The 22,430-nt window shown below is 71.6% G+C and carries 23 protein-coding genes and 1 tRNA gene; 11 read left to right on the top strand and 13 right to left on the bottom strand.

What is annotated here, in order from left to right; genetic code table 11:
* The first annotated feature begins 120 nt into the window (after positions 1–120).
* The 3 genes from AC07F3_RS11850 (at position 121) to AC07F3_RS11840 (ending at position 3,756) form a co-directional block, all read left to right on the top strand.
* Positions 121–495 carry a hypothetical protein gene (locus AC07F3_RS11850; protein WP_479112919.1) on the top strand — a complete coding sequence of 125 codons (375 nt, stop codon included), beginning with the start codon at positions 121–123 and terminating at the stop codon, positions 493–495.
* Positions 496–1,095: 600 nt separating this feature from the next.
* Positions 1,096–2,571: a condensation domain-containing protein gene (locus AC07F3_RS11845; protein ID WP_479112917.1), complete on the top strand. Its 1,476-nt coding sequence runs from the start codon at positions 1,096–1,098 to the stop codon at positions 2,569–2,571.
* 195 nt (positions 2,572–2,766) lie between these two features.
* Positions 2,767–3,756 carry an alpha/beta hydrolase gene (locus AC07F3_RS11840; RefSeq protein WP_479112915.1) on the top strand — a complete coding sequence of 330 codons (990 nt, stop codon included), beginning with the start codon at positions 2,767–2,769 and terminating at the stop codon, positions 3,754–3,756.
* A 55-nt stretch (positions 3,757–3,811) separates the two neighbouring features.
* Here the strand turns inward: AC07F3_RS11840 and AC07F3_RS11835 are convergent, their stop codons facing one another.
* Positions 3,812–4,063, bottom strand: a complete 252-nt coding sequence (locus AC07F3_RS11835; protein WP_479112913.1) for a hypothetical protein — start codon at positions 4,061–4,063, stop codon at positions 3,812–3,814.
* A gap of 541 nt (positions 4,064–4,604) precedes the next feature.
* Here AC07F3_RS11835 and AC07F3_RS11830 point away from each other — a divergent pair.
* Together AC07F3_RS11830 and AC07F3_RS11825 are read left to right on the top strand one after the other, a co-directional pair.
* Complete coding sequence (locus AC07F3_RS11830; RefSeq protein ID WP_479112912.1) at positions 4,605–5,675, top strand: cytochrome P450; 1,071 nt, start codon at positions 4,605–4,607, stop codon at positions 5,673–5,675.
* Positions 5,668–6,867 carry a cytochrome P450 family protein gene (locus tag AC07F3_RS11825; RefSeq protein ID WP_479112910.1) on the top strand — a complete coding sequence of 400 codons (1,200 nt, stop codon included), beginning with the start codon at positions 5,668–5,670 and terminating at the stop codon, positions 6,865–6,867. The genes AC07F3_RS11830 and AC07F3_RS11825 overlap by 8 nt, the downstream gene beginning before the upstream one ends.
* Positions 6,868–6,898: 31 nt before the next feature.
* Here the strand turns inward: AC07F3_RS11825 and AC07F3_RS11820 are convergent, their stop codons facing one another.
* From AC07F3_RS11820 to AC07F3_RS11795, 6 genes are all read right to left on the bottom strand, one after another.
* A complete protein-coding gene (locus AC07F3_RS11820; protein ID WP_479112908.1) occupies positions 6,899–7,534 on the bottom strand; it encodes a hypothetical protein in 636 nt (211 codons plus the stop codon).
* Positions 7,535–7,650: 116 nt separating this feature from the next.
* Entirely contained in the window at positions 7,651–9,021 is a 1,371-nt protein-coding gene (locus AC07F3_RS11815; RefSeq protein WP_479113109.1) for an FtsW/RodA/SpoVE family cell cycle protein, read from the bottom strand.
* A 211-nt stretch (positions 9,022–9,232) separates the two neighbouring features.
* Entirely contained in the window at positions 9,233–10,591 is a 1,359-nt protein-coding gene (locus tag AC07F3_RS11810) for a cytochrome P450 (protein WP_479112906.1), read from the bottom strand.
* Positions 10,592–10,834: 243 nt separating this feature from the next.
* Positions 10,835–11,284 (bottom strand): hypothetical protein, encoded by a 450-nt coding sequence (locus AC07F3_RS11805; protein ID WP_479112904.1) that lies wholly within the window; start codon positions 11,282–11,284, stop codon positions 10,835–10,837.
* A 125-nt stretch (positions 11,285–11,409) separates the two neighbouring features.
* Complete coding sequence (locus AC07F3_RS11800) at positions 11,410–12,960, bottom strand: MFS transporter (protein ID WP_479112903.1); 1,551 nt, start codon at positions 12,958–12,960, stop codon at positions 11,410–11,412.
* 269 nt (positions 12,961–13,229) lie between these two features.
* Entirely contained in the window at positions 13,230–14,042 is an 813-nt protein-coding gene (locus AC07F3_RS11795; protein ID WP_479112901.1) for a class I SAM-dependent methyltransferase, read from the bottom strand.
* Between the two features lie 293 nt (positions 14,043–14,335).
* Between AC07F3_RS11795 and AC07F3_RS11790 the strand changes: the two genes are divergently transcribed.
* From AC07F3_RS11790 to AC07F3_RS11780, 3 genes are all read left to right on the top strand, one after another.
* Positions 14,336–14,548 carry a hypothetical protein gene (locus AC07F3_RS11790; protein ID WP_479112899.1) on the top strand — a complete coding sequence of 71 codons (213 nt, stop codon included), beginning with the start codon at positions 14,336–14,338 and terminating at the stop codon, positions 14,546–14,548.
* A 214-nt stretch (positions 14,549–14,762) separates the two neighbouring features.
* A complete protein-coding gene (locus AC07F3_RS11785; protein WP_479112897.1) occupies positions 14,763–15,329 on the top strand; it encodes a cysteine hydrolase family protein in 567 nt (188 codons plus the stop codon).
* A gap of 79 nt (positions 15,330–15,408) precedes the next feature.
* A tRNA-Trp gene (locus AC07F3_RS11780) sits at positions 15,409–15,485 on the top strand.
* Between the two features lie 59 nt (positions 15,486–15,544).
* Here the strand turns inward: AC07F3_RS11780 and AC07F3_RS11775 are convergent.
* From AC07F3_RS11775 to AC07F3_RS11760, 4 genes are all read right to left on the bottom strand, one after another.
* On the bottom strand, positions 15,545–16,432 hold the full coding sequence (locus AC07F3_RS11775) for a hypothetical protein (protein ID WP_479112895.1): 888 nt from the start codon (positions 16,430–16,432) through the stop codon (positions 15,545–15,547).
* A 261-nt stretch (positions 16,433–16,693) separates the two neighbouring features.
* Positions 16,694–17,689, bottom strand: coding sequence for an FAD binding domain-containing protein (locus AC07F3_RS11770; RefSeq protein WP_479112893.1), 996 nt, complete (start codon positions 17,687–17,689; stop codon positions 16,694–16,696).
* Positions 17,686–18,177 carry a (2Fe-2S)-binding protein gene (locus AC07F3_RS11765; RefSeq protein WP_479112892.1) on the bottom strand — a complete coding sequence of 164 codons (492 nt, stop codon included), beginning with the start codon at positions 18,175–18,177 and terminating at the stop codon, positions 17,686–17,688. Before AC07F3_RS11765 ends, AC07F3_RS11770 begins: the two co-directional genes overlap by 4 nt.
* A gap of 207 nt (positions 18,178–18,384) precedes the next feature.
* Entirely contained in the window at positions 18,385–19,092 is a 708-nt protein-coding gene (locus tag AC07F3_RS11760; protein ID WP_479112890.1) for an SDR family NAD(P)-dependent oxidoreductase, read from the bottom strand.
* 102 nt (positions 19,093–19,194) lie between these two features.
* On the opposite strand from AC07F3_RS11760, the gene AC07F3_RS11755 reads away from it, so the two are divergent.
* Complete coding sequence (locus tag AC07F3_RS11755) at positions 19,195–20,025, top strand: helix-turn-helix transcriptional regulator (protein WP_479112888.1); 831 nt, start codon at positions 19,195–19,197, stop codon at positions 20,023–20,025.
* Positions 20,026–20,044: 19 nt separating this feature from the next.
* Here AC07F3_RS11755 and AC07F3_RS11750 read toward each other — a convergent pair whose 3' ends face one another.
* Positions 20,045–20,476: a nuclear transport factor 2 family protein gene (locus AC07F3_RS11750; RefSeq protein WP_479112886.1), complete on the bottom strand. Its 432-nt coding sequence runs from the start codon at positions 20,474–20,476 to the stop codon at positions 20,045–20,047.
* An 88-nt stretch (positions 20,477–20,564) separates the two neighbouring features.
* Here AC07F3_RS11750 and AC07F3_RS11745 point away from each other — a divergent pair, with 88 nt between their 5' ends.
* The gene (locus AC07F3_RS11745; RefSeq protein ID WP_479112884.1) at positions 20,565–21,134 is read left to right on the top strand and encodes a PadR family transcriptional regulator; all 570 of its coding nucleotides are present in this window, start codon (positions 20,565–20,567) and stop codon (positions 21,132–21,134) included.
* A gap of 134 nt (positions 21,135–21,268) precedes the next feature.
* Complete coding sequence (gene nadE / locus AC07F3_RS11740; protein WP_479112882.1) at positions 21,269–22,099, top strand: ammonia-dependent NAD(+) synthetase; 831 nt, start codon at positions 21,269–21,271, stop codon at positions 22,097–22,099.
* A gap of 21 nt (positions 22,100–22,120) precedes the next feature.
* Here nadE and AC07F3_RS11735 read toward each other — a convergent pair whose 3' ends face one another.
* Positions 22,121–22,429, bottom strand: a complete 309-nt coding sequence (locus tag AC07F3_RS11735) for a hypothetical protein (protein ID WP_479112880.1) — start codon at positions 22,427–22,429, stop codon at positions 22,121–22,123.
* Position 22,430 lies beyond the last annotated feature (1 nt).

Genomic DNA, 22,430 nt, shown 5'->3' with positions numbered 1-22,430 from the left:
GTGTGGGCTGGCTCCTGGCTCACTCGTTCGGCAAGGTCGGCTGGCCGTCCCGCCGAGGGTGCCGAAGAGTGGATCAAGAGTGGGTTGACCTCCATGCCGTCCATTTGATGAGGAGCGTTCATGCGCCGTTGTGCCACCGTCGCCGCGATCGCCCTGTGCGGTGCTCTCGCCGCCAGTACCGCAGCCCCTGCCTTCGCCGCCGCCCAGCCGCCCACCGCGTCCGCCCCGGTGGCGCCGCCCGCGCCGCCGGACGGGCGGGTCGGTGCCGACGACCTCAAGACCGAGCTCGCCGAGATGATGAAGGAGGTCAACCAGCTCATCGCGGACGAGAAGAAGGACATCGCGGATACGAAGAAGGAAGTCGACGCGGACGTCGCCAACATCAAGAAGGAGGTGGAGGCGATGCTGAAGGAGATCGCCTCCATGGTCAAGAGCGACGTGGCACAGGCCAAGCCGACGACGCCCACGACGCCGACGGTGCCGAAGACCGGCTGACTCCCTCCTCCTCCCGCCCCGCCGCGGTCGAGGGGAGCAAGACGCCTGGAGACGGGGTCAGTTCGCCGCCAGGAAGGGACTGCGGCGACGTGGAGCGGCGCGGTGAGTCCGGGGCGTGATGGCGCGCGGGGTGGCGCACGCGACTCGATGGGGTGGATTTGCGTGCCCGAGGGCGCTCATCCCGCGTTGGTCACCGCATGACCGTATTTCCTGAGCCGCGGTACGCCGCTGCCGCCATCCCACGCCGGCCGGATCCGCGAACGGATCTCCCCGCCCCGGGAGTTGGCCACGCCGCAAAGCGGGACCGGCTACGTGAAGGGGGCGAACTCCACGTGCTGACCAAGGGGTTGGGAGGCGGCGTTATGAGCGTCCGCTGCGACGGAACGGCCCTGAGCTGGTTCACGGCCGCACGCCCGCCCCGGAAACGGCCCCGGGAACACGCGGCAGAACCTCCCCGCCCGGGCCGCTTCCCCTGCCCGGCCGACTCCCCGGCGGCGGCCCGGAGGATTGGCCCGCGCGGGCGCGTCCTCGCGGGGCATCCGGCTCCCTCGACCTGCTGCCCGCCCGTGCTCCCCGCCGGTTTGTGAAGGGAAGACTCCCGTGCGAATTACCGACATTCACGGCTGCGAGGTCCGTCCCGGACGACTGGTCGAGTGGAGTCTGGACCCCGCCATGGTCGAGGCCGCCACGAGCCAGCCCGATGACTCCCGGCCTCCCGCCTACGTGCAGGAATCACATATCCGGACGGCCCGTTCGGTGCGCCGGGACGGCCTGTTCGTGCCGACCTGGCTCGGCGCCGCGTTCGACATTTCCGGGCCCGTCGACCTCGACGCCCTGGAAGAGGCCCTGCGCACCTGGACACTGCGGCACGAGACGCTGCGCAGCGGCTTTCGCTGGGTCGGCGACGAGATGCGCCGGTTCACGGCCGGGCCCGACGACGTGGCACTGCGCCGGGACGTCGTGGGCGACTTCACGGACGGGGAGGAGCTGAGCCACCATCTCCAGGACCGTTTCGATGTGGCGGCGGATGCGCTCGGCTGGCCGAACTTCCTGTACACGGCGGTGGTCAGGGATGAATCCACCAGTGTGTACATGGCGTTCGACCACAGCAACGTCGACGCGTACTCGATCCAGCGCATCCCCTCCGAGATCCACGCGCTCTACTCCGCGCGGATCGCGGGGCTGAGCGAGGAGGCGGCGCCGGTCGGCAGCTACGTCGACTTCTGCGAGATCGAGCGTGCCAGTGCGGACCAGGTCGACGACACGCACGCGATCGTGGCGCGCTGGCGGGAGTTCATCACCCGCTGCGACGGCAGGCTGCCCGCCTTTCCGGTGGACCTGGGTCTCGAACCCGGCGGCAGGCTGCCGGAGCAGAAGCTCCTGTACGAAATGCTGGTGGACGACGCGGACGCCGCCGCGTTCTCGGCGTACTGCCGGCCCTTCGGCGGTGGCCAGGTGGGCATCCTCGCGGCCACCAGCCTCATCGTCCACGACATCGGCGGCGAACCCGTCTACCGCACCGTGGTGCCCCTCCACACCAGGGCCAAGTCCCGCTGGGCGGAGTCGGTGGGCTGGTACGTCGGCGGTGCCCCGATCGAGATCCCGGTGGCGGGGGCCCTGGGCTTCGACGACGCCCTCACGATGGTCCACGGTGCGCTGCGGGCCAACAAGTCCCTCGCCCATCTGCCGATCGCCCGCGTGCTGCGCCTGCTCGGCTCGGACTTCCGCCCGACGTCCCCCGATCTCTACTCGATCGTGTCGTTCGTCGACGCGCGGGACATCCCGGGGGCCCGGCAGTGGGCCGAGCAGAAGGCGTACGCCATGCTCAGGGTGTCCTACGGGGACCAGGTCTGTGCCTGGTTCACCCGCCTGCACGGGGGGCTGCACCTGGCCATCCGCTACCCGGACACGGCAATTGCCCACAAGAACATCCACCGCTATGTGGAGCAGCTCCGGGAGCTCGTCACCTCGGTCGCTCGCAGCGGCGGCGTCCGGCCCACCCCGCTGCGCGCACGCGGGGAGCGTGCGGTTCCGTCGCCCAGGCCGAGCAGCGAGACGACCCGGCTGACCCTCTGAGCCACCGGCCGGCGCGGCGGAGGCCCCACGGGGTGGCGGCGCTCCATGGGTTCGGCCCACACGTGGTGAACCCACGGTTGGGCCGGGAGCGCCTCTCGCGCACACGGGGCCGCGACTGGTAAACCGTTGGAGCCGTCGGACACCGGACGGCTCGGCGGTGCCAACAGAGCCTGGGGCTCACACAAAGGGGTCGGGATGCGTCGCGTACCGGTCGTCACACTCGTCACGTTCCTGCTCGCCGTCCTGGCCGGCGCCCTCACGGCGGGGACAGGCCATGCGCAGGACCGGCCCGTACGTGCCGACGACGGAGCGCGGGTCGTCGCCGAACAGCGGGTCGGCCCCCGTCAGCTGGATCTCACCATCGACTCCCCGGCCCTGGGCACGAGGGCGCACGTGCGCCTGCTCACCCCGGACGGTTGGTCGCCCGGCAGGCACGACTGGCCGGCGCTGTGGCTGCTGCACGGCTGCTGCGGGGGCTACGCCGACTGGACGAAATACACGAACGTCGCTCAACTCCCGCAGCTGCGCCACGTATTGGTCGTCATGCCGGAGGCCGGGGCGGCCGGCTGGTACAGCAACTGGTGGAACTACGGCAAGGGCGGCGCGCCCCGCTGGGAGACCTTCCATCTCAGCGAGGTCAAGCAGATCATCGAGCGCGGCTACGGCGCGGGCGGACGGCGCGTCGCGGCGGGGCTGTCGATGGGAGGCTTCGGCGCCCTCTCGTACGCGGCCCACCACCCCGGCTTCTTCCGGGCCGTCGCCTCCTACAGCGGAACCGTGCACCCGCTGCTCCAGGTGCCCGGCGGCTTCGGCCCCGAGTGGTTCCTGAACCTCGACCGGCAGGTGGGCGTCGATCCGTACGCCATCTGGGGCGACCCGGTGCGCCAGCGCTCGGTGTGGGCCGCACACGATCCCACCGTCCAGGCCGGTGCGTTGCGCGGGCTGCCGATCTTCCTGTCCTGCGGGAACGGGCAGGCCGGTCCGTTCGACCCGCCCGGGGCGAAGGACCCGAGCGAGGCCTTCTTCGAGCAGCAGAACCGGGCCCTCGCCGCCCGCCTGCGCGCCCTCGGCAGCCCGGCCGTCACCGACTTCTACGGGCCCGGCATCCATGAATGGCCGTACTGGCAGCGCGAGTTGGGCCGGTCCCTGCCGATGCCGATGCTGCTGTCCGCGCTCCGGGGCTGACGCGAAGGTGCGCGTCGTGGGTGTCTCCGGGCGGGCCGGCCGGGAGCGCGCCTGCTCACAGCAGAAAGAGCACGAGGACGACCAGCGCGAGCACGGCCCAGGTGAGGACGCTGAGGCGGCTGCCGCGTCCCCTGGGGCGGCCCTGGTTCCACTCCGGTTGTGACCTGAGGTCGCGGAACCGCTCGCGGCGCTCGACGCGTACGGCCCGCTCCTCGCGGGTCAGCGGGCAACCGGGCGGCGGTGCGCTGTCCGGGGCGAGGTTTCCCCGGCAGGGGAAGGGCCGGGACGAGCAGACCGGGCAGCTCACTGGGCGTCCTCACTCGTGGGTCTCGAAGCCGGAGCGGTCTACAGCTTACCGGCGGATTCCCTTGCTAGCAGGGCCCCGCAGGCGTTGAAAGGTATTCCCGGGCATCCCGCGATGACCGTTCGGGCAGGGTTTTCCGGAACGCCAGAATGAATGTTTGCGAGAAGTTCCCCATGGGCTCCGGTGCCCCTTCGGGCAAAGAAATGCGCAGCCATTGACAACGCTCGCCGCAGCCAGCTTCACTTCCCCTCAGCGGCCGGAGATGGCCATTTCGTTACCCCCAGGTGGCGGAATTGCCGCGACTGGTACCGCAGTTCACATTCGGATATGCATGAGAGGAAGGGATCAGTCATGGCGAAGATTATTGCTGCCCTGCGCGCCCGTGGCCCGGTCAAGAAGAGCGAGCCCAGCCTGAAGCAGGCCGCCTGGTACTTCTGGTACTAAACCGAAGGCCAATCCCGGGCCCGCACACAACGCAGGCCGACTGAATTCCGGTCAGCCGCGTGTGCGGGCCCTCCGCATTTCATTTTCCGGAGCTCTTCGTATGCCACCCGCCTTGACCCGTCCCAGTCGCCGCACCACGGTTTTCGCCCCGCGCCTCCAGGCTTTGCTGGACGAGCACCTCGGCAAGGACCTCGTACGCCTCGAACCCGACACCATCGGCATCGCCGGTGCGGAACTCTCCGACCGCATCCTGGCCGCACGGCGGGCGACGGAGACCGAACGTCCCACCTTCAAGCCCCTGCACGGCCGGTCGATCTCCAAGACGGAGGCGTCCTCGGTGATGCGCACGGTCGGCAAGGACGTCCGCGCCGCGCTCGAACAGCCGAACCCGCTGCCGGAGTGGACGGACCTGTCGGGGCCGTGGCCGATCACCGGGCACCGGTTCCTGAGCGACTTGGTCCTGCGCGACGACCCGTACCGGCTGCGCATCCTCATGTCCCGCACGCTGGAGAGGGACCCCCGGCTCACCTGGACCACCATCGTGGCCGGTGCGGCGCTGCCCCGCCGGCCCGCGCCGGGCCCCCACCTCACGCACCTGGCCAACCTGTTCGCCGAGGCGCGCAGCTACGACGACCGGCGCTACGCGATGGGCATCTACCGCCGCGCGGCCGCCCCGGTCTGCTTCACCGTCTCCACCCTCGTCGCGAACGCCCTGTGGCTCGGGTCGCCGTTCGCCGACGACGTCTCCAACCGGGACATCCTGTACGAGGCGATGCGGCTGCTGCCTCCGTCCTGGAACCTCCTGCGCAACCGGTCGCCCGAATACCCGGCCATCGACGACCGCATCGGGCAGGAGGACGACCTCCTGATGCTGCCCCTCCTCACCCACCGCGACCCCGCCCTGTGGGAGGCGCCGAACGAGTTCCGCCCGCAGCGCTGGGAGGGCCTCGACCCGGACAACACCCCCGGATACATGCCGTTCGGGCACGCCTCGGAACGGTGCTGGGGCCGCCACATGGTCATGCCGCTCGCCGAACTCCTCCTCGACCACATCCGCCGCACCAGCCTCGTGGTCGCCCCGGGGCAGCGGTCCGCCGACGTACCCTTGGTGGGGCTCCTGGGTGTGAAGACCGTCCATGTCGGCCACCGGAGCAAGGTGCGCCATGTCTGACATCGAGACGCTCGATCCGTCCTTCTACGACGACGCCCACGCCACCTACCGGCGGTGGCGCGAAGAAGGCGGGGTGCGCCAGGCCCGGTATCCGGGACCGGCCCCGGTGGAGGGCTGGGTCGTCACCTCCTACGCCGAGGCGAAGCGGCTGCTGGCCGACCAGCGGCTCTCCAAGGGCGGGGCGGCGGAGAGGTTCGGCCGCCACATAGGTCTCACCCAGGGTCCCGGCAGTGCCCTGTTCACCCACATGCTCAACTCCGATCCACCGAACCACACGCGGCTGCGCAAGCTCGTCCAGAAGGCGTTCACCGCCCACCGCACGGCGGCCCTGCGCCCCATGATCGAAGCCCATGTGACCGGGCTGCTCGACGCCTGGGAAGGCCGGGACGAGGCCGAGTTGATCAGCGAGTTCGCGCTGCCGCTGCCGCTGGCCGTGGTGTTCGACCTCTTCGGCGCGTCCGACGCCGATCACGAGGCGCTGCGGATCAGGGGCAACACCCTCGACGGCGGCGAGGGCGACGGCGAGGTGTCGGTGTTCACCGCCGAGTCCATGGCCGCCTACCTTCGCGCGCTGCTCGCCCTCAAACGCGAACGGCCGGACGACGGGCTGCTGTCCGCGCTGCTTGGGGCGGGCGAGGAGGGCGAGGAGGCGCTCACCGAGGACGAGATCACCTCGATGGCCTTCCTCCTGGTCGTCGCGGGCCACCAGACCACGGTCAACCTGATCGCCAACGGCGCCTACACCCTGCTCACCCATCCCGGCCAACTGGCCGCGCTCCAGGCGGACTTGACGCTCATGCCGGGTGCCGTCGAGGAGATCCTGCGCTACGAGTCGCCCTCGGGCCTCGCCTCGTTGCGCTACGCCGCTGAACCCGTCACGGCCGGGGGAGCGGTCATCGGGGAGGGCGAGTTCGTACAGGTCTCGCTGCTCGGCGCCAACCGCGATCCCCGCGTGTTCGCCGACCCCGACCGGTTCGACATCGGCCGGCAGGACGCCGCCCGGCATCTCGCCTTCGGCCACGGCATCCACCACTGTCTGGGTGCTCCGCTGGCCCGCCTCCAGGCCGAGATCGCCCTCACGCACCTCCTGACCCGCCATCCCCGCCTGCGGCTGAGCGAGGACCACGCGGTGCGGTGGCAGGCCAACCCCCGCCATCGCGGCCTGCTCTCCCTGCCCCTGCGGCTGAAGTAGCCGCGGGGGCACGGCTACGGGCGGCCGTCTGTCACTGCTTCGCCGCGCAGATCACGTCGTAGGGCCGGCCGAGGGCCATCGTCAGGCGCATGGGCTCGGTGGTTCCCGCCGGGCACTGCGAGGTCTCCTTGGTGAGGTCGAGCACCTTGTACGCCCCCGCGCCCGCCGAGGCGCACGGGACTTCCTTCGCCGTGGACGTGACGCAGTCGCCCTTGACCAACTGGCCGCCGCCGGCGCCGGGATCGCCGGGGTGACTGCCGGAGAGGTTGCGTCCGCAGATGGTCTTGGAGGGGATTCCGCCGCCCTTGCTCTTCTTGCCGTAACTGACGCTCACCTGGACGATGAGGTCGGTGCCGGCCGGACACTGGATGGCGTCCGGCATGAAACTGGCGCCCTGCACGTCAAGGGCCTTGAAGGTGGCGCCCGATGCGTCGCAGCCGAGCGGCTTGTAGCCGTTCGGCGCGTCGTCCGGGTCGGGTCCCCCGCAGTCGCCCACCTTCCACTCCCCGCTGTCGTGCGAAGCGGACGCGGACGAGCCGTCGTGGCCGAAGAGCTTGGACGCGCCGAAGCCGAGGCCCAGGATCACCGCGAGAATCACCAGGGAGGGGAGGCATCCCCCTCTTCTGCGGCGCTGGTTGGGCGGGTACGTGCGGCCCGGGTCGACCATGGTGTTTCCCCTCCTGGGAACGGTGTGTGACGTGACCACAGGTGTGGACGCGGCATGGACACCTCACGGTTCCGGACGGAACGGACCGGGTGACCCTCCTTTGAAGGGGTCCTGGACTACCGGGAGTGCGGGGGAGGCACCGGCTCGCGGCGTCGCTGGGCACTGTCGCTGATGCGGATGAACAGCGCGACCATCAGCCAGTTGGCCACCATGGAGGAACCGCCCTTCGCGAGGAACGGCAGTGCCTTGCCCGTGAGGGGGATCAGCCCCGTGACGCCTCCCGTGACGACGAACACCTGGAGCACCAGGGCGCTGGCCATTCCGGTGGCGAGCAGCTTGCTGAAGGGGTCGCGGGCCAGCAGGCCGATGTGGAATCCACGCTGGGCCAGCAGCCCGTACAGGAGCAGGACCGCCATCACTCCCGCCAGGCCCAGTTCCTCGCCGACGGTGGTGAGGATGAAGTCGCTGTTTCCGGCGAAGCCCACCATCTCGGGGTGCCCCTGGCCCAGGCCGGTGCCGGTGACGCCACCGCTGCTGAAGCTGAACAGGGCGTTCCCCAACTGGTCGGACAGGCCCGCCTTCCGGCCCGCCGCGGTGAAGGCGTCCATGGGGCGCAGCCAGGCCTCGACGCGGCCGTGGACGTGCGGTTCCAGTGAGCCGACCACCCCCGCCCCGACGACGGCCATCAGCAGTCCGCACACGACCCAACTGGTGCGCTCGGTGGCCATGTACAGCATGATCACGAAGAGGCCGAAGAAGATGAGCGAGGTGCCGAGGTCCCGCTCGAAGATCAGCACCAGGAGGCTGAGGGCCCAGATCCCCACGATCGGGCCGAGCTGGCGGCCGGGCGGCAGCCGCATGCCGAGGACGCGCCGGCCGGACAGGGCCAGCGCATCGCGGTTGACGGTGAGGTAGCCCGCGAAGAACACCGCGATCATGATCTTCACGAACTCGCCGGGCTGCACGGACAGCGGGCCCAGCATGATCCAGCGCTTGGCGCCGAACTGGTCGGCGCTGAAGAACGCGGGAGCCATCAGGAGCGCCAGGGCGACGGCCATCATCAGGTAGAGGTAGCGCTGGAGCCAGCGGTGATCGCGCAGGACGAGCAGCAGTACGACACAGGCCGACACCCCGATGACCGTCCACACCAGCTGTCCGTTGCCCGCCGGGGTGATCTTCAGGCGGGGCAGTGCCACATACGTGATGTCCAGCCGGCGCAGGAGGACGAGGCCCAGGCCGGTGAGGAGCAGCGCGAGCGGCAGGAGCAGGGGATCGGCCCGGGCCGCCCAACGCCGTACGGCCAGATGCGGAACCAGTGCCAGCAGGAAGACGGACACGGCGAACCCGGTGAACCCCGACGGCAGCCGCCCCTGCATCGTCAGGCCCGTGCAGGCGTGGCCGCCCACGGTGAGCAGCACGACGAACACCAGCAGCCAGCCCTCGGTACGCCGCCTGTTGGGCGCCTGGGCGAAGGTGGCGAACGACATCGTGTGGCCGAAGGCGTCCTCGGGCGCCTCGGACCGTGACCGGGCGGCGTTCGTCGGTCCCCGCACGTATGACCTCCACCTTCAAGAGCCCGAGGCCCAGGTTCCTCGCATCGCCACCGATCGTGGTGATCACGCGCTGAAGGACGGTGAGGGGCGGGAGGTGGTTCCGCTTCCGGTTCGCGGCCGAGGGGCGGGGAGGCGTGCGCGGGTCTCAGCCGTCGGCCGACTTGCCGCGGGGTTGGCAGGTCACGGTCAGGGGGCCGGGGCCGAGGGTGCCGCGGACCTGGACGGTCATGGTGCTGCCGGGGTCGGGGTGCAGGGACCAGCGGGAGCAGACCGTGGCCAGGGCCAGCGTCATCTCGATGAGGGCGAACTGGTCGCCGATGCACTTGCGGTTCCCGCCGCCGAAGGGGACCAGCGCGCCCCGGGGCAGCGTGTCGGCGCTCTGGGTGGCCCAGCGGTCGGGGTCGAACCGTTCCGGGTCGGGGAACAGCTCGGGGCGGTGGTGGAGGAGGTAGGCGCTGTAGAGGAGGGCGGTGCCCTTCGGGAGGTGGCTCCCGGCGAGGGTGGTGTCGGCGGTGGTGACGCGGGTGAAGAACCAGCCCGCCGGATACAGGCGCAGGACCTCGTTGATGACGCGCCGGGTGTACTGCAGACCGTCGAGGTCGTCCGTGGTGGCGGTGCGTCCGGCCAGCGTCCGGTCGACCTCGGCGTGTACCTGGGCTTCGGCCTCCGGGTGCTGGCTGAGCAGCCACAGGGCGAACGCCAGGCTGTTGGCGGTGGTTTCGAACCCGGCACCGATCATGACCATGAGCTGGTCCCGGATGTCCACGTCGCTCATCGGCTCGCCGGTGTCGTCGTTGCGCGCGGCCAGCAGCATGGAGACCAGGTCGTCGCCGCCCGGGGACGCGCGGCGGGCGGCGATGATGCCGTCGATGGCCCGGTGCAGCCGGTCGCAGGCGCGGCGGTAGCGACGATTGGCGGGGGTGGGCAGCCGGTACAGCGGGCCCAGCGGCAGCATGACCCGCTGGTAGATGCCGTCGATGACGGTGTGCAGGCTCTGCTGGACCTCGGCGACGGCCTCGTCCTGCGCTTCGGCGGCGAGCACGCTGCGGGTGACGATGCGCAGGGTCAGGGTGGTCAGCGCGGCGGTGACGTCCAGGCGCAGGCCGGGCCGCCAGCGGTCGGTCATGCGGTCCACCTCCTCGCCCATCACCACGGCGTACCGCTCGATCCGGTCGCTCTGGAAGGCGGGCTGCATCTGGCGCCGCTGCCAGCGGTGCTCCTGCCAGCCGGCCATCGGCAGGCTGCTGCCGAAGAGCACGCGGGCCTTGTCGAAGAAGGGCCCGCCCTTGTCGAAGGTGCGCGAGTCGGTGAGCATGCGGTGGGCCGCGCCGGGCTCACAGACGACGTACGCCGGCCAGGGCCCCATTGCGATGCGTACGAGATCCCCGTGGGCGGGCAGCGAGGACAGGAACTCCAGCGGGCGCGCGTGGAGTTGCCAGGCGTGACCGAGCAGCGGCCAGGCTCCTGGGGCCTTTCCCGTACGGGCGGGAAGCGTCGTGCTCACGGCGGGGTACCTCCGGAAGGAAATCGGCCGCGGCGGGGCTCTCGTCGTCCCCGGATCCCGAATATCCTCCCCACCTCGCAGGCGTGGAACCCGGCGCGAAGCAGCACGGGCGGCGCGGGACCGCGCTCCCCGGCGCCCCGGTGTGCGTCCGTGCGGGGGTGGAAGTGCCTTGCTGTGTACGCGAGTTGGAGGCAGAGGGGCCCGGCCGTCCCGTCGGCGGGCGGGGGCTGCCGCTCGGGCGGCCTAGCCCATCGGCAGGCAGATCACCTGGGCCCGGAAGGCGCGGTCGACGGGCCCGGTGTTGGTCATGGTGACGTGCCACGCCTCGCCGAGCGCGTGCGAGGCCACTACGGCGAGGCCGCTGGAGTCACCGCCCCGGTACTGGAAGCCGCCACCGGTGACCGCCGTTCTGTCGGGGCACCTGGCGATGGCGGTCTCGGAGGCGCCGGGCGCGACCGTCATCTGGGGGCTGAGGAAGATGCGCGGAACCTTCGCCGTTCCGGCCGCTCCCGCGGGCCCCTGCGGCCCACCGGGTCCCGGGTGGCTCGGGCAGACCGCGAAGGCGCCGGTGCGCGCACACGGTCCGTCACCCCCGTCAGGGGTGTGGGCCGAGGCGGCGGGGGCCGTCAGCACCCCGATGCCTACGAGCGCGGCGGTGGCCACGGCCCGGCGGGCGGTCCTGCGAGTGTTCATGGTGGTCTCCTCCAGTGGGTGGCGCGCGATCAACGGTTACTATCCGTGACTACTCGTCACCCTGCCTCACCCCATGAGGAGCCGCCATCTGAAGGCCTCCGGCCGCCTGACCGGGGGGCCGGGCCTCAAGGGCCGGGGGCGGGCCGCGCGCCCTGGAGGCGTTCGAGGTCGGAGGGACGCACCTGGATCGCCAGCAGCGCGATCAGCGCGGCCACCACCGCGAAGATCGCGGCCACGATGAAGGCCGTGGAGACTCCGGACGTGAGGACCTGATCGCTCCAGGGCCGCGGAAGTTGCCCCGTCCGCCGGAACATCAGGCGCTGCGCCGGGTCGGCCTGGCCCAGGAACCTGGGTACCTGGTCGGTCGCCTCGTTCCGGCTGGCCGTTCCGAACACCGTCACCAGAATGGACAGACCGAGTGAACCACCCACCTGCTGCGTGGCGTTGAGCATGCCGGAGGCGGCACCCGCCTCGTGCGGGGGGACGCCGGAGACGGCCATCTGGGTCAGCGAGACGAAGTTCATGCCCATGCCCAGGCCGAAGACGAGGATCGGACCCAGGATGCTCCCCGCGTAGGTGGAGTGGATGTCCGTCTGCGTGAGCCAGGACAACCCGCCCGCGGCCAGGATCGCGCCCGTCACCATGAAGGGCTTGGGGCCGTAGCGCGGCAGCAGCTGGGAGGCCAGTCCCGCGCCGACCGCGATGATCGCGCTGACCGGAAGGAAGGCGAGACCGGCCCGGAGCGGGCTGAAGCCGAGCACGTCCTGGACGAACAGGGTGAGGAAGAAGAACATGCCGAAGATCGCTGCGGCGAGGCTCAGCATGATGCCGTACGTGCCCGCGCGGTTGCGGTCGGCGAACATGCGCAGCGGGGTGATCGGTTGCGGCGAGCGGCGCTCCACCAGCACGAAGACGAGAAGGAACACGACCGCGGCGGCGAACGACCCCAGCGTGAACGGGTCGCGCCAGCCCTCCTGGGCAGCCCGGATGAAGCCGTAGACCAGCGCGACCATACCCAGCGTGGACGTCAGTGCCCCGGCCACGTCGAAGTGGCCGACATGGCGCTGCGACTCCTCGATGTGGCGCGGAGTGGCCAGCAGGATGAGCACGGCGATCGGCACGTTGACGAACAACACCCAGCGCCAGTCGAGCCATTCGACGAGCATGCCTCCCGCGAGCAGGCCGATGGCGCCGCCGCCCGCGGAGACCGCGGCGAAGACACCGAACGCCCGGTTGCGCTCAAGCCCTTCGGTGAACGTCGTGGTGATCAGGGCGAGCGCCGTGGGCGAGGCGATCGCGCCGCCCACGCCCTGGACCGCCCGGGCCGCGAGCAGTTGGCCGGAGCTCTGCGACAGACCGCCGAGCAGCGAGGCGAGCGCGAAGAGGAGGACACCGCACATGAAGACCCGGCGCCTGCCGAGGATGTCGCCGGTCCGGCCGCCCAGCAGGAGCAGCCCGCCGAAGGTGAGGGTGTAGGCACTGACCACCCAGGCCAGACCGGTGGTCGAGAAGCGCAGCGCGCTCTGGATGTGCGGAAGGGCGATGTTCACGATGGTGACGTCGAGCACCACCATCAACTGGCACGAGGCGATGACCAGGAGCGCGATCCCCTTGCCGCCGCCTCTCCTGCCGGGGGCTGCGGTCTCGATCGTGGGTGTCGGCTGCGAACTCGTCATGGGCGGACCTCGCCCTCGCGTGAGGGGCAGTGGGCGGTGACGTCCACTAATCGACCTTATGCCCCGGTGTGAGCCACTACCAGTCGATCAAGGCCCGCTGCGGGGAAGCGGTACGGCCGCGCCCTCTCGATGACCCTGACGGTCGGCCGGGACGCGAGGGCCGCCGTGAGCGGCGCCGAGCCCAGCAGCGGAGCGCGCGGGCCGCATGCGCGCACGGTGAAGCCACGGGCACGCCGAGCCGAGCGTCCGGGCACGGGGGAGGGCGGCGGTCAGCGTCGGGCGTGAGCGAGCAGGGCGGTGTGGGGGAGTGCCAACTGGCCGGTTGCGTCGGCGAATTCGGTGCTGAGGACGTCGAAGTGGCGCTTGATCTCCGCAAGGGTGTGGTGCGGCTGGCTCGCCAGGGTCTGTCCGATGGCGCCGACCCCGGCCGCCGCGCCACCCCACCACTCCTCGGCCGGGGTGCGGTGCTCCCAGTGGAGCCGCTCGCAGACCACGTCCTTGAGGCCCGCCGAGGTGAGCAGGTCGGCCAGCCCCGTTTCGGTGCGGGGGAAGTCGTCGCCCGGGGCCAGGGCCGGAAGGTGGGACGGCCGGGCCGCGCCCGCGGCTTCGACGGCCCGGCCCAGCAGGGTCTGTCCCGCTGCCGCGGGCGCGGCCCAGATCGTGACGGCGAGCCGGCCGCCCGGGCGCACCACGCGGCGCAGCTCGGCCAGTGCGGCCTTGGGGCGGCCCACGTGGTTGAGAACGAAGTTGCCGGTCACGGCGTCGAACATGCCGTCGGAGAAGGGGAGTTGAGGCAGGACGGCCAAGTGGATATCGGCCGAGGGGACGGCCCGGGCGGCCAGTTCGACCATGCTGATCTCTGCATCGACCCCGGTCACCGCCGCGCCGCGCTCACTTGCCGCGGCGGCGGCCGCGCCCGTGCCGGTCCCCACGTCCAGCACCCGCACGCCCTGTCTGACCCGGGCGGCGTCGAGCAGCCGGGGGACCGGGTGGGCGCACAACCTGGCGAAGCCGTCCGCGTACGCCTGGGCCCGACCCGCCCAGATCCGCCGCTCGCTCGCGTCGAAAGCCGTGGACTCCACCGGTGACCGCCTCTCTCCCCGTCTCGCCGCGACAGCTGTGCGCGGCGCGGCCTCCTACTTCGCGCCCCTGCGGACGCGCATCCTGGCACCCTACGCACCACGGTGCCGCGCGCGTTGAACAGCCCGCGTGACCGGCTCCTGCCCGGGGTTCCTCGGGTATGGTGCAGCACCATGTCCCGCCGCCCGATGTGTGGGTAGGATCCGGGAAGGGGGGTGCTCGTTCTTCACATTCCTCCCCAGCCATCTGACTACCACGGGCACTGCCGTGGACAACGGAGGAGCGAACAGTTGTGGTGACGCTCTACGTATTGCTCGGCCTGCTCGTCGCGGGGGCGGCGTTCCTGATCGTCACGCTGCTGCGGCGCGGGAACGCCCGTACCGAGAACGCGGACGGTCTCCTGATCGAGCAACAGGGCCGGACGCGGGCGCATAGCGACCGGGCCTCCTTCGGCACCTTCGCGGTACACAACGCCCCGCCGACGATGACCGACCACTACCGCACCTGACCACTCGTCAGGTGCCGTGCCGGACGGGTCCAAGAGGCCCACCGGCGCCGGTGCGGCACGTCCTCTCATCTCGACGGCGGCGTCGAGATCGCCCGGCCGTCGACGAACCCTCGGAGTAGGTCACTTCCACGTCGTCACAACTCGGCTGATTTACTGGGTGACTTGGCGGCGCTTCCGGTGAGGGAGTGGTCCGGGGAAGGGACGGGACGTAGGCATGGGGAACAGCGCCCTGCTCGTGATGGATGTCCAGCGGGACATCGTGGAGTTGGCCGACCAGGAGGGTTCGGGGTATCTGCCCGGCGTTCGCCGGGCGATCGACGGGGCCCGCGCGGCGGGCCTGCCGGTGATCTACGTGGTCATCGCGCTGCGGCCGGGGCAGCCCGACGTGAGCCCGCGCAACAAGGTGGTCACGGCCGCGGTGGAGGCAGGGCTCTTCAGCGAGGACGCGACCGGCACGCAGGTCCACCCGGCCATCGCGCCGGAGCCGGGCGACATCGTCGTGACGAAGCGGCGGGGCAGCGCGTTCTCGGGCAGTGACCTCGACCTGGTCCTCAGGGTGCGCGGCATCGACCACCTCGTGCTCTGCGGCATCGCCACCAGCGGGGTGGTGCTGCACACGCTGTGCCAGGCCAACGACCTCGACTTCGGCCGCACCGTACTGAGCGACGCCTGCCTCGACCTGGACCCCGAGGTGCACCGGTTCCTCATCGGGAACCTGTTCCCGCAGTGGGCGGACGTGCTCACCGTGGACGACTGGGTGCGGGCGATCACGCCCCGGTAGGCGAGGAGAGAGGTCCTGGGGAGGCCGGGAAAACCGGTGGAGAACGGTGAGCCACACCTGGCAAGGTAACGTCTGTCGAAGGGGTGTAGCTCAGTTGGCCAGAGCGCCGGTCTCCAAAACCGGATGCCGCAGGTTCGATTCCTGCCACCCCTGCCATCTCCACCCGGGACACCCGGGCAACTCCTCGCCCCTGTCCGGTGGGCGCATACCACCCCTCACGCGGACGTGGCGGGAGTGGGGGAGCCGGGCAGGACGAAGGCGTAGACGCGCTGTGCGGTGCACCCCTTGCAGGTGCCGATGAGACGGGAGACCAACCGGCCGTCGGACTCCGCGAGGGAGTTGCGCCACAGGCAGCGGAACTCCCCGCAGGCGCAGGTGCGTTGGGCGACGTCGTGGAGTGCGTCCAGGGAGGAGCCGTGTTCCTCCTCCGGCGCCGGCCGGGCCGGGTCCTCGGGGCCTGGAAGTCCGTACCGCGCCCGCTTCCACGCCAGTCGTTCCGCGGGTATGCACCCCTCGCCCCGGCAGTCGACACATCTGCCCGGCCCGTAGTTGCTCGCTCGGCACCAACACCACCCCCAGCCGCCGCCGGTCGTGCTGCGGCAGGTGCCCTCGCAGTCCGGGCACACCGCCCAGCCGTGGCAGTCCTCGCACAGCATGCCGTCGGCCGTGCTGAGGGTGAAACGCGGCTGCCGCCACCCTGGGTCGGTGAACTCCACCGGCGTCCAGCCGGTGAACGTCAGCAGCCCGCACCCGTCGGGCACATGGATCCTGACCTCGCATCCCTCGCGCCGGGCCGAGGCCGTGGAGGCCGTCCCCCACCCGTGCGCCTCCCAACCGGCCGCCCTGAACGCGCCAAGCACGGCGTCGAGACCGGGCGCTGCCGCGCGGTCATCGCCGACGGCGACCAGGAACAGGGAACGGTGGCCCAGGGGTTCGGGCTCACGGAACGGTACCGGGTCGCTCCACGCCCGGACGACGTCCGCACGGTGCTCGGGACCGAGGGCGCGGGCGATCTCCAGGAGCTGGTCCCTCAGCCACGGGGCACCGCTGGTCGCGGGGACGGGTTCGAGATCCCGCCCCTGCCCTGCGGATCCATCGGTCATCCCGGGTACCCTCCCTGACCCGCGGAGGAGGTGTGTTCGCGACGCGGCCGCGTACGCTGTCCGCCCGCCCGCGACCGGCCCCGCATGCGCCACCCCCGCCCACTCGCGCAACCCCGCCACAGGGAACAGTAGTTGACCCCGTGTTCCCCGGCGTTCTACGGGGATGTCGGCGCCTACGCAACCCTGCCCGGCCTGCGCCCCTCGGACTCTCCCGACCGGTCACCGAGGTTCTGGGGCGAGGTCCGGTCAGCCGGGCGGCGCTCAGGTCCTGCGGCCCGCGACCGACATTGCGCCGAGCACCTCCTGGGCCAGGCCCCGGGCGAGCTCCACCTTGTAGGCGTTGTGCCGCAGCGGAACGGCGTGGACCAACTCCGCCTCCACGGCCTGCGCGACGGCCTCGGGGCCCGGTTTGGTGCCCAGCAGCGCGGCCTCGGTCTCACGGGCCCGCCACGGCCGGTGCGCGAGACCGCCGAACGCGACCGCGATGTGCCGCACCACCCCATGGTCCAGCCGCACCACGGCGGCGACCGACGCCAGCGCGAAGGTGCCCGACGCCCGGTCGCGCGCCTTGCGGTAACGGGAGACGGTGCCCGTCGGCAGCGGCGGCAGCAGTACGCCCGTGATGAGCTCGCCGGGCCGGATCACCGTGTCCTGGTCGGGCCGGTCCTGCGGCAGCCGGTGGAACTCGGTCACCGGGACGCTCCGCACTCCGCCGGGGCCCACCAGCTCGACCAGGGCGTCGAGCGCCGCGAGCGCCACGGCCAGATCGGAGGGGTGGGTCGCCACACAGTGGGGGGAGTGACCGAGGACCGCGTGCTCGCGGTTGACGCCCTCCAGCGCACCGCAGCCGCTCCCCGGAACCCGCTTGTTGCAGGGCCGGGACAGGTCCTGGTAGTAGCCGCACCGCGTGCGCTGAAGGAGGTTGCCCGCCGTGGTGGCCATGTTGCGCAGCTGACCCGAAGCCCCGCTCAGCAGCGCCTGTGCCAGCACGGGATAGCGCTCGGCGACGGCCGGATGGGTGGCCAGATCGCTGTTGCGCACGGTGGCCCCGACCCGTATCGAGCCGTCCGCCTCCTCCTCGACGCGGTCAAAGGGCAGCCGGGTGATGTCGACGAGCACGTCGGGCCGCTCGATGCCGGCCCGCATCAGGTCCACGAGGTTGGTGCCGCCGCCCAGATAGCGGGCTTCGGGACGGCCGCCGTGCGCGGCGGCCGCCTCCGCCACGTTCCGGGCGCACACATAGGCGACCGGCTTCACGTGATCACGTCCTGAGTCTCCGCGGCCCTGCTCGGGTACGCCCCGCACCGGCACAGGTTGCCGCTCAACTGCTCTTGGACCTCGGCCGCGCTGAGCCGCACGGGGAGGTCCTCGGGGAGTTCCATCTCGGTGACGACGGCGGGCTGGCCCATCCCGGCTCCGGCGGGGGCGTCGGGGGTGCAGTAGCCGCACTGGAAGGCGTCCCGTTCGACGGCGGGCCGCCGCAGGGGGTGGAGGTCGCGGTGCGCGCCCGAGGTGGCCGGGAGGCCCTCCACGGTGACGACCTCGCGCCCTACCTGCGCGACGGCCAGGAGCAGGCAGCTGTTGACCCGTCGGCCGTCGAGCAGCACCGTGCACTCCCCGCACCGGCCGTCCTCGCACCTCTTCTTCGAACCGGTCAGGCCCAGGCTGTCGCGAAGAACCTCCAGAAGGGTGGCGCAGTGCTCCAGCTCGACGGTGTGATCGGCGTCGTTGACCCGCAGCGTCACACGTGAGTCGGTCGCACCCGGGCGAGCGGCCTGGGCGCGAGGCCCCGGGCCGCCTTCACTTCGGCCGTGTCTGGTTTCCATGTTCACGGGCTCCTCGGTCCGGACGGCCAGCAGCCTGACCGCGTACCCACCCTCGTACAGCTCCCTGTCTCCGGCATCTCGACGAAGGCAGCGCGACGACGGTGTTCCGGCGCCCGTGCGGGCGGACTACCAGGGAAGCGGGCCGTTGGCGTCGAAGTAGCCGCCGGTGGGGCCGTCGGGACCGGTCTGGGCCATGCGGACGATGATGTCGGCCCCCTGCTCGACGGTCTGGACGCCGGTGTTGCCGTTCAGGTCGGTCCGGGTGAAGCCCGGCTCGACCGCGTTGATCCGCATGGCCGGGAACGCCTTCGCGTACTGCACGGTGATCATGTTGACCGCGGTCTTCGACGCCGGATAGGCGACGCCCGGGTATCCGTACGCCGGTGAGGACGCGTCGGTGACATGGGTCAGGGAGGCCAGGCCGCTGCTCACGTTCACGATGACGGGGGCGGCAGAACGCCGCAGCAGCGGGAGGAAGGCGTGGGTGACGCGGACGGTGCCGAAGACGTTGGTCTCGAAGACGCTCCGCATGTGGTCGGCGGTCGCGTCCGCCGCGCCGACCACCGTGTTCCCGGCCTCTCGGACCTCGATCCCCGCATTGTTGACCAGGACGTCGAGACCGCCGCCGGCCTCGACGACCTCGACCGCGGCCCGCACCGACGCGTCGTCGGTGACGTCGAGCCGCACGGTCCGCGCGCCGAGCCGTTCGGCGGCGAGCCGGCCGCGTTCCTCGTCGCGGCTGGCGAGGTAGACGGTGTGGCCCGCGGCGACGAGGCGGCGGGCGGTCTCGAAGCCGAGACCCTTGTTCGCTCCGGTGATCAGTGTGGTGGTCATGGCTCCATGCTGGCGGCGCGGGCGGACGGCAGCCAGGAGTCCCCGCTTCCTGGGACTGCCAGTACCAGGACGATTCCCCGGGCGACGGTGCACAGTGGGGGCATGGCGAGCACGGAGTTCGGACGGATGGTGCGGCACTGGCGCGACCGGGTCGGCCCGGAGGCGGCCGGGCTGCCCACCGGAGGCCACCGGCGCGCGGCCGGGCTGCGCCGCGAGGAGCTGGCGATGCTCGCCGGGATCTCGGTCGACTATGTGACCCGGCTGGAACAGGGCCGGGCGGCCAACCCGTCCGAGCAGGTCGTCGAGGCCCTCGGGCGGGCGCTGCGGCTGTCCGCCTCCGAACGCGAGCACCTGTTCCACGCCGCGGGGCTCGTGCCGCCCGGGCAGGGCACGGTGCCCGCGTACATCACGCCGAGCGTGCACCGGATGCTGGACCGGCTCAGCGGCACACCCGTCGCGGTCTCCGACGCCTCGTGGACGCTGCTGCTCGCCAACCCGCTGTACACGGCGCTGATGGGGGAGCGGCAGGGGCGGGACCGCAACGGTGCGTGGCGCGCCTTCGTCGGCTCGGACGGCCGGGTGCGCCACTCCTCGCAGTCCCGCGACGCGCTGCGGAGCGCGGTGGTCGGCGACCTGCGCACCGCGCTGCGGCGGTATCCCGCGGACCGCAGGCTTCGGCAGCTGGTCGCCGACCTGCGGGCGCACAGCGACCGGTTCGCCGACCTGTGGGACGGCGGAGCGATGGGCCACCACGAGGCATCCCGCAAGACCGTCGACCACCCCGAGGTGGGGGCCGTGACCCTGGACTGCGATGTGCTGAGTGTCGCGGGCAGCGACCTCCGCATCATGATCTACACGGCCGAGCCCGGCAGCCAGGACGCGGAGCGCCTCGAACTCCTCGCGGTCCTGGGCACCCAGACCCTCGCCGGATAGCGGGGCCGGGTCGCGGCGGCTAACGCTCGGCGGGAGCGGGGGCGAGCCCGTCGGCGACCAGGCCCGCCAGCACCGCCTGGCCCAGTGCCTGCACGGCGGACTGCGGGCGGACCATCACCGTGAACTCCTTGATCAGGCCCGCCTCGTCGAACTGGAGCAGGTCGATGCCGTGGACCTGCCTGCCGTCCACGGTGGCCCGGAACGGCAGGACCACGGACGGGGCCTCCTCGCCGTCGGCGCTGGTCTCGGCCGTGCCCTCGAACCGCCCGACGTAGCGCAGGTCCTCGAAGACGCGCAGCAGGACTCCGAAGAGCCCGAGCACCATGGGCCTGCCCTCGAACGGGACGAACTTCACCGGGCTGTACAGCCGGACGTCCTCGGTGAACAGGCCCTCGAACGCGGCGAGATCACGCTTCTCCACGGCGGCGCGGAAGCGATCGGCGGTCTCCATGACAACCCTCCTCATACTCAACAATCTGACTAGTCAATTTCTTGAGTATGATGCAGCGCAGGACGAGGAAAGGGAAGGGGGAGCCGCGATGGCCCTGCGACATGCGGTGCTCGCCGCGCTGCTCGACGGCGAGTACAGCGGCTACCAGCTGGCCAAGGCGTTCGACATCGGCGTCGCCAACTTCTGGCACGCCCTGCCCCAGCAGCTCTACGCCGAGCTCACCAAACTGGAGAAGGACGGGCTCGTCGCCGGGCGCCAGGTGGTCCAGGAGACCCGGCCCAACAAGCGGCTCTTCTCCGTCACCGAGGCGGGCCGCGCCGAGCTGGAGCGCTTCGCCGCCACCGCCTCGAAGCCGTCCTTCATCCGCGACGACCTGCTCGTCAAGGTCCAGACCGCCGACCGCATCGGCACCGCCTCGGTGATCGAACAGCTCGAAGAGCGGGCGGCCGCCGCCGACGCCAAGATCGAGCTGCTCGGCGCGCTGCTGCGGCAGTTGAGGGGCGAGGCGAGCGAGGAGGAGTTCCTGCTCCACGGCGAGCGCGTCGGCCCCTATCTGACGTGCCTGCGCGGCCTGGCCTTCGAGCAGGAGCACCGGGACTGGTGCCGAAGGATCACGGCCGTCCTGAAGAAGCGGCGGACGATCCGCGCCGAGAGCTGAGCGGGTGCGTACGGCGAGGGGTGCGCGTGCCCGCGCACACCGGTCCGGGCCCGGCGCGCCGGACCGGCTTGGTTAGGGTGGGCGCGACAGCACATCCACCGCACGAACACCGTGAACCGGAACAAGGAGCAGACGTGAGCGAGTCGGCGTCCATCGCCCTGCAGCAGGAGATCGCCCGGGAGCTGGAGGTCGCCGAGATCTTCGAGGCCGAGCGGGAGATCGAGCGCCGGGTGGCCTTCCTCGCCGAGCGGCTGACCTCCACGGGTCTGCGCTCCCTCGTCCTCGGCATCAGCGGCGGCGTCGACTCCACCACGGCCGGCCGGCTGTGCCAGCTCGCCGTGGAGCGCGCCAGGGCCGCCGGACACGAGGCGCGGTTCTACGCGATGCGGCTGCCCTACGGTGTCCAGGCCGACGAGCACGACGCGCAGATCGCGCTGGGCTTCATCCGCGCCGATCACGTGCTGACCGTGGACATCAGGCCCGCGAGCGACGCCGCGCTCCAGGCGGCGCTGGCCGCCGGGGTGGGCTTCCGCGACGAGGGCCACCAGGACTTCGTGCACGGCAACATCAAGGCCCGCCAGCGCATGATCGCCCAGTACGCGGTCGCCGGCGCGCACAACGGACTGGTCGTCGGCACCGACCACGCGGCGGAGGCGGTCTCCGGGTTCTTCACCAAGTTCGGCGACGGCGCGGCCGACCTGGTGCCGCTGACGGGTCTGACCAAGCGGCGGGTGCGGGCCGTCGCGGACGCCCTGGGCGCCCCCGCCGAACTGGTGTGGAAGACCCCCACCGCCGACCTGGAGACCCTCGACCCGGGCAAGGCCGACGAGGACGCCCTCGGTGTCACCTACGACGACATCGACGACTTCCTGGAGGGCAAGCCGGTGGACGGGCGGGCCTTCGAGACGATCGTCAACCGCTACCGCCTCACCGAGCACAAGCGCCGGCTGCCCGTCGCCCCCTGACCGGCCGGGCCCGCGGGCCCGCTACTGGAGGTGGTGCTTCTCCACCAGGACGCCCGCGATGAAGGCCAGCGCCGCGACGATGCCGACGGCCAGGAGCAGCGTCAGCCACGGCAGTTCACGCCACGGCGCGCTGCCCGGCTTCCGCGCGGCGTCCGGCGCGGGCGGGGCCGCCTCGACGTGGGCGGCCCGCATCTGCTGGGTGCCCGCGGTCGCCGGCTCGGGCGCCCCGGCGGGCACCGCGTTGAGAACGGGCGAGGTGGGGGAGGCCGGGGCGTCCGGTGCGGGGGCCTGGCCGTCGGGCTTCGTGAACGCGTCACGGTCTCGGACCATG

The sequence above is a fragment of the Streptomyces sp. NPDC045846 genome (assembly GCF_056431605.1).
Note: the sequence above shows the minus strand (reverse complement) of the source record. Positions and strands in the feature narration are given on the sequence as shown.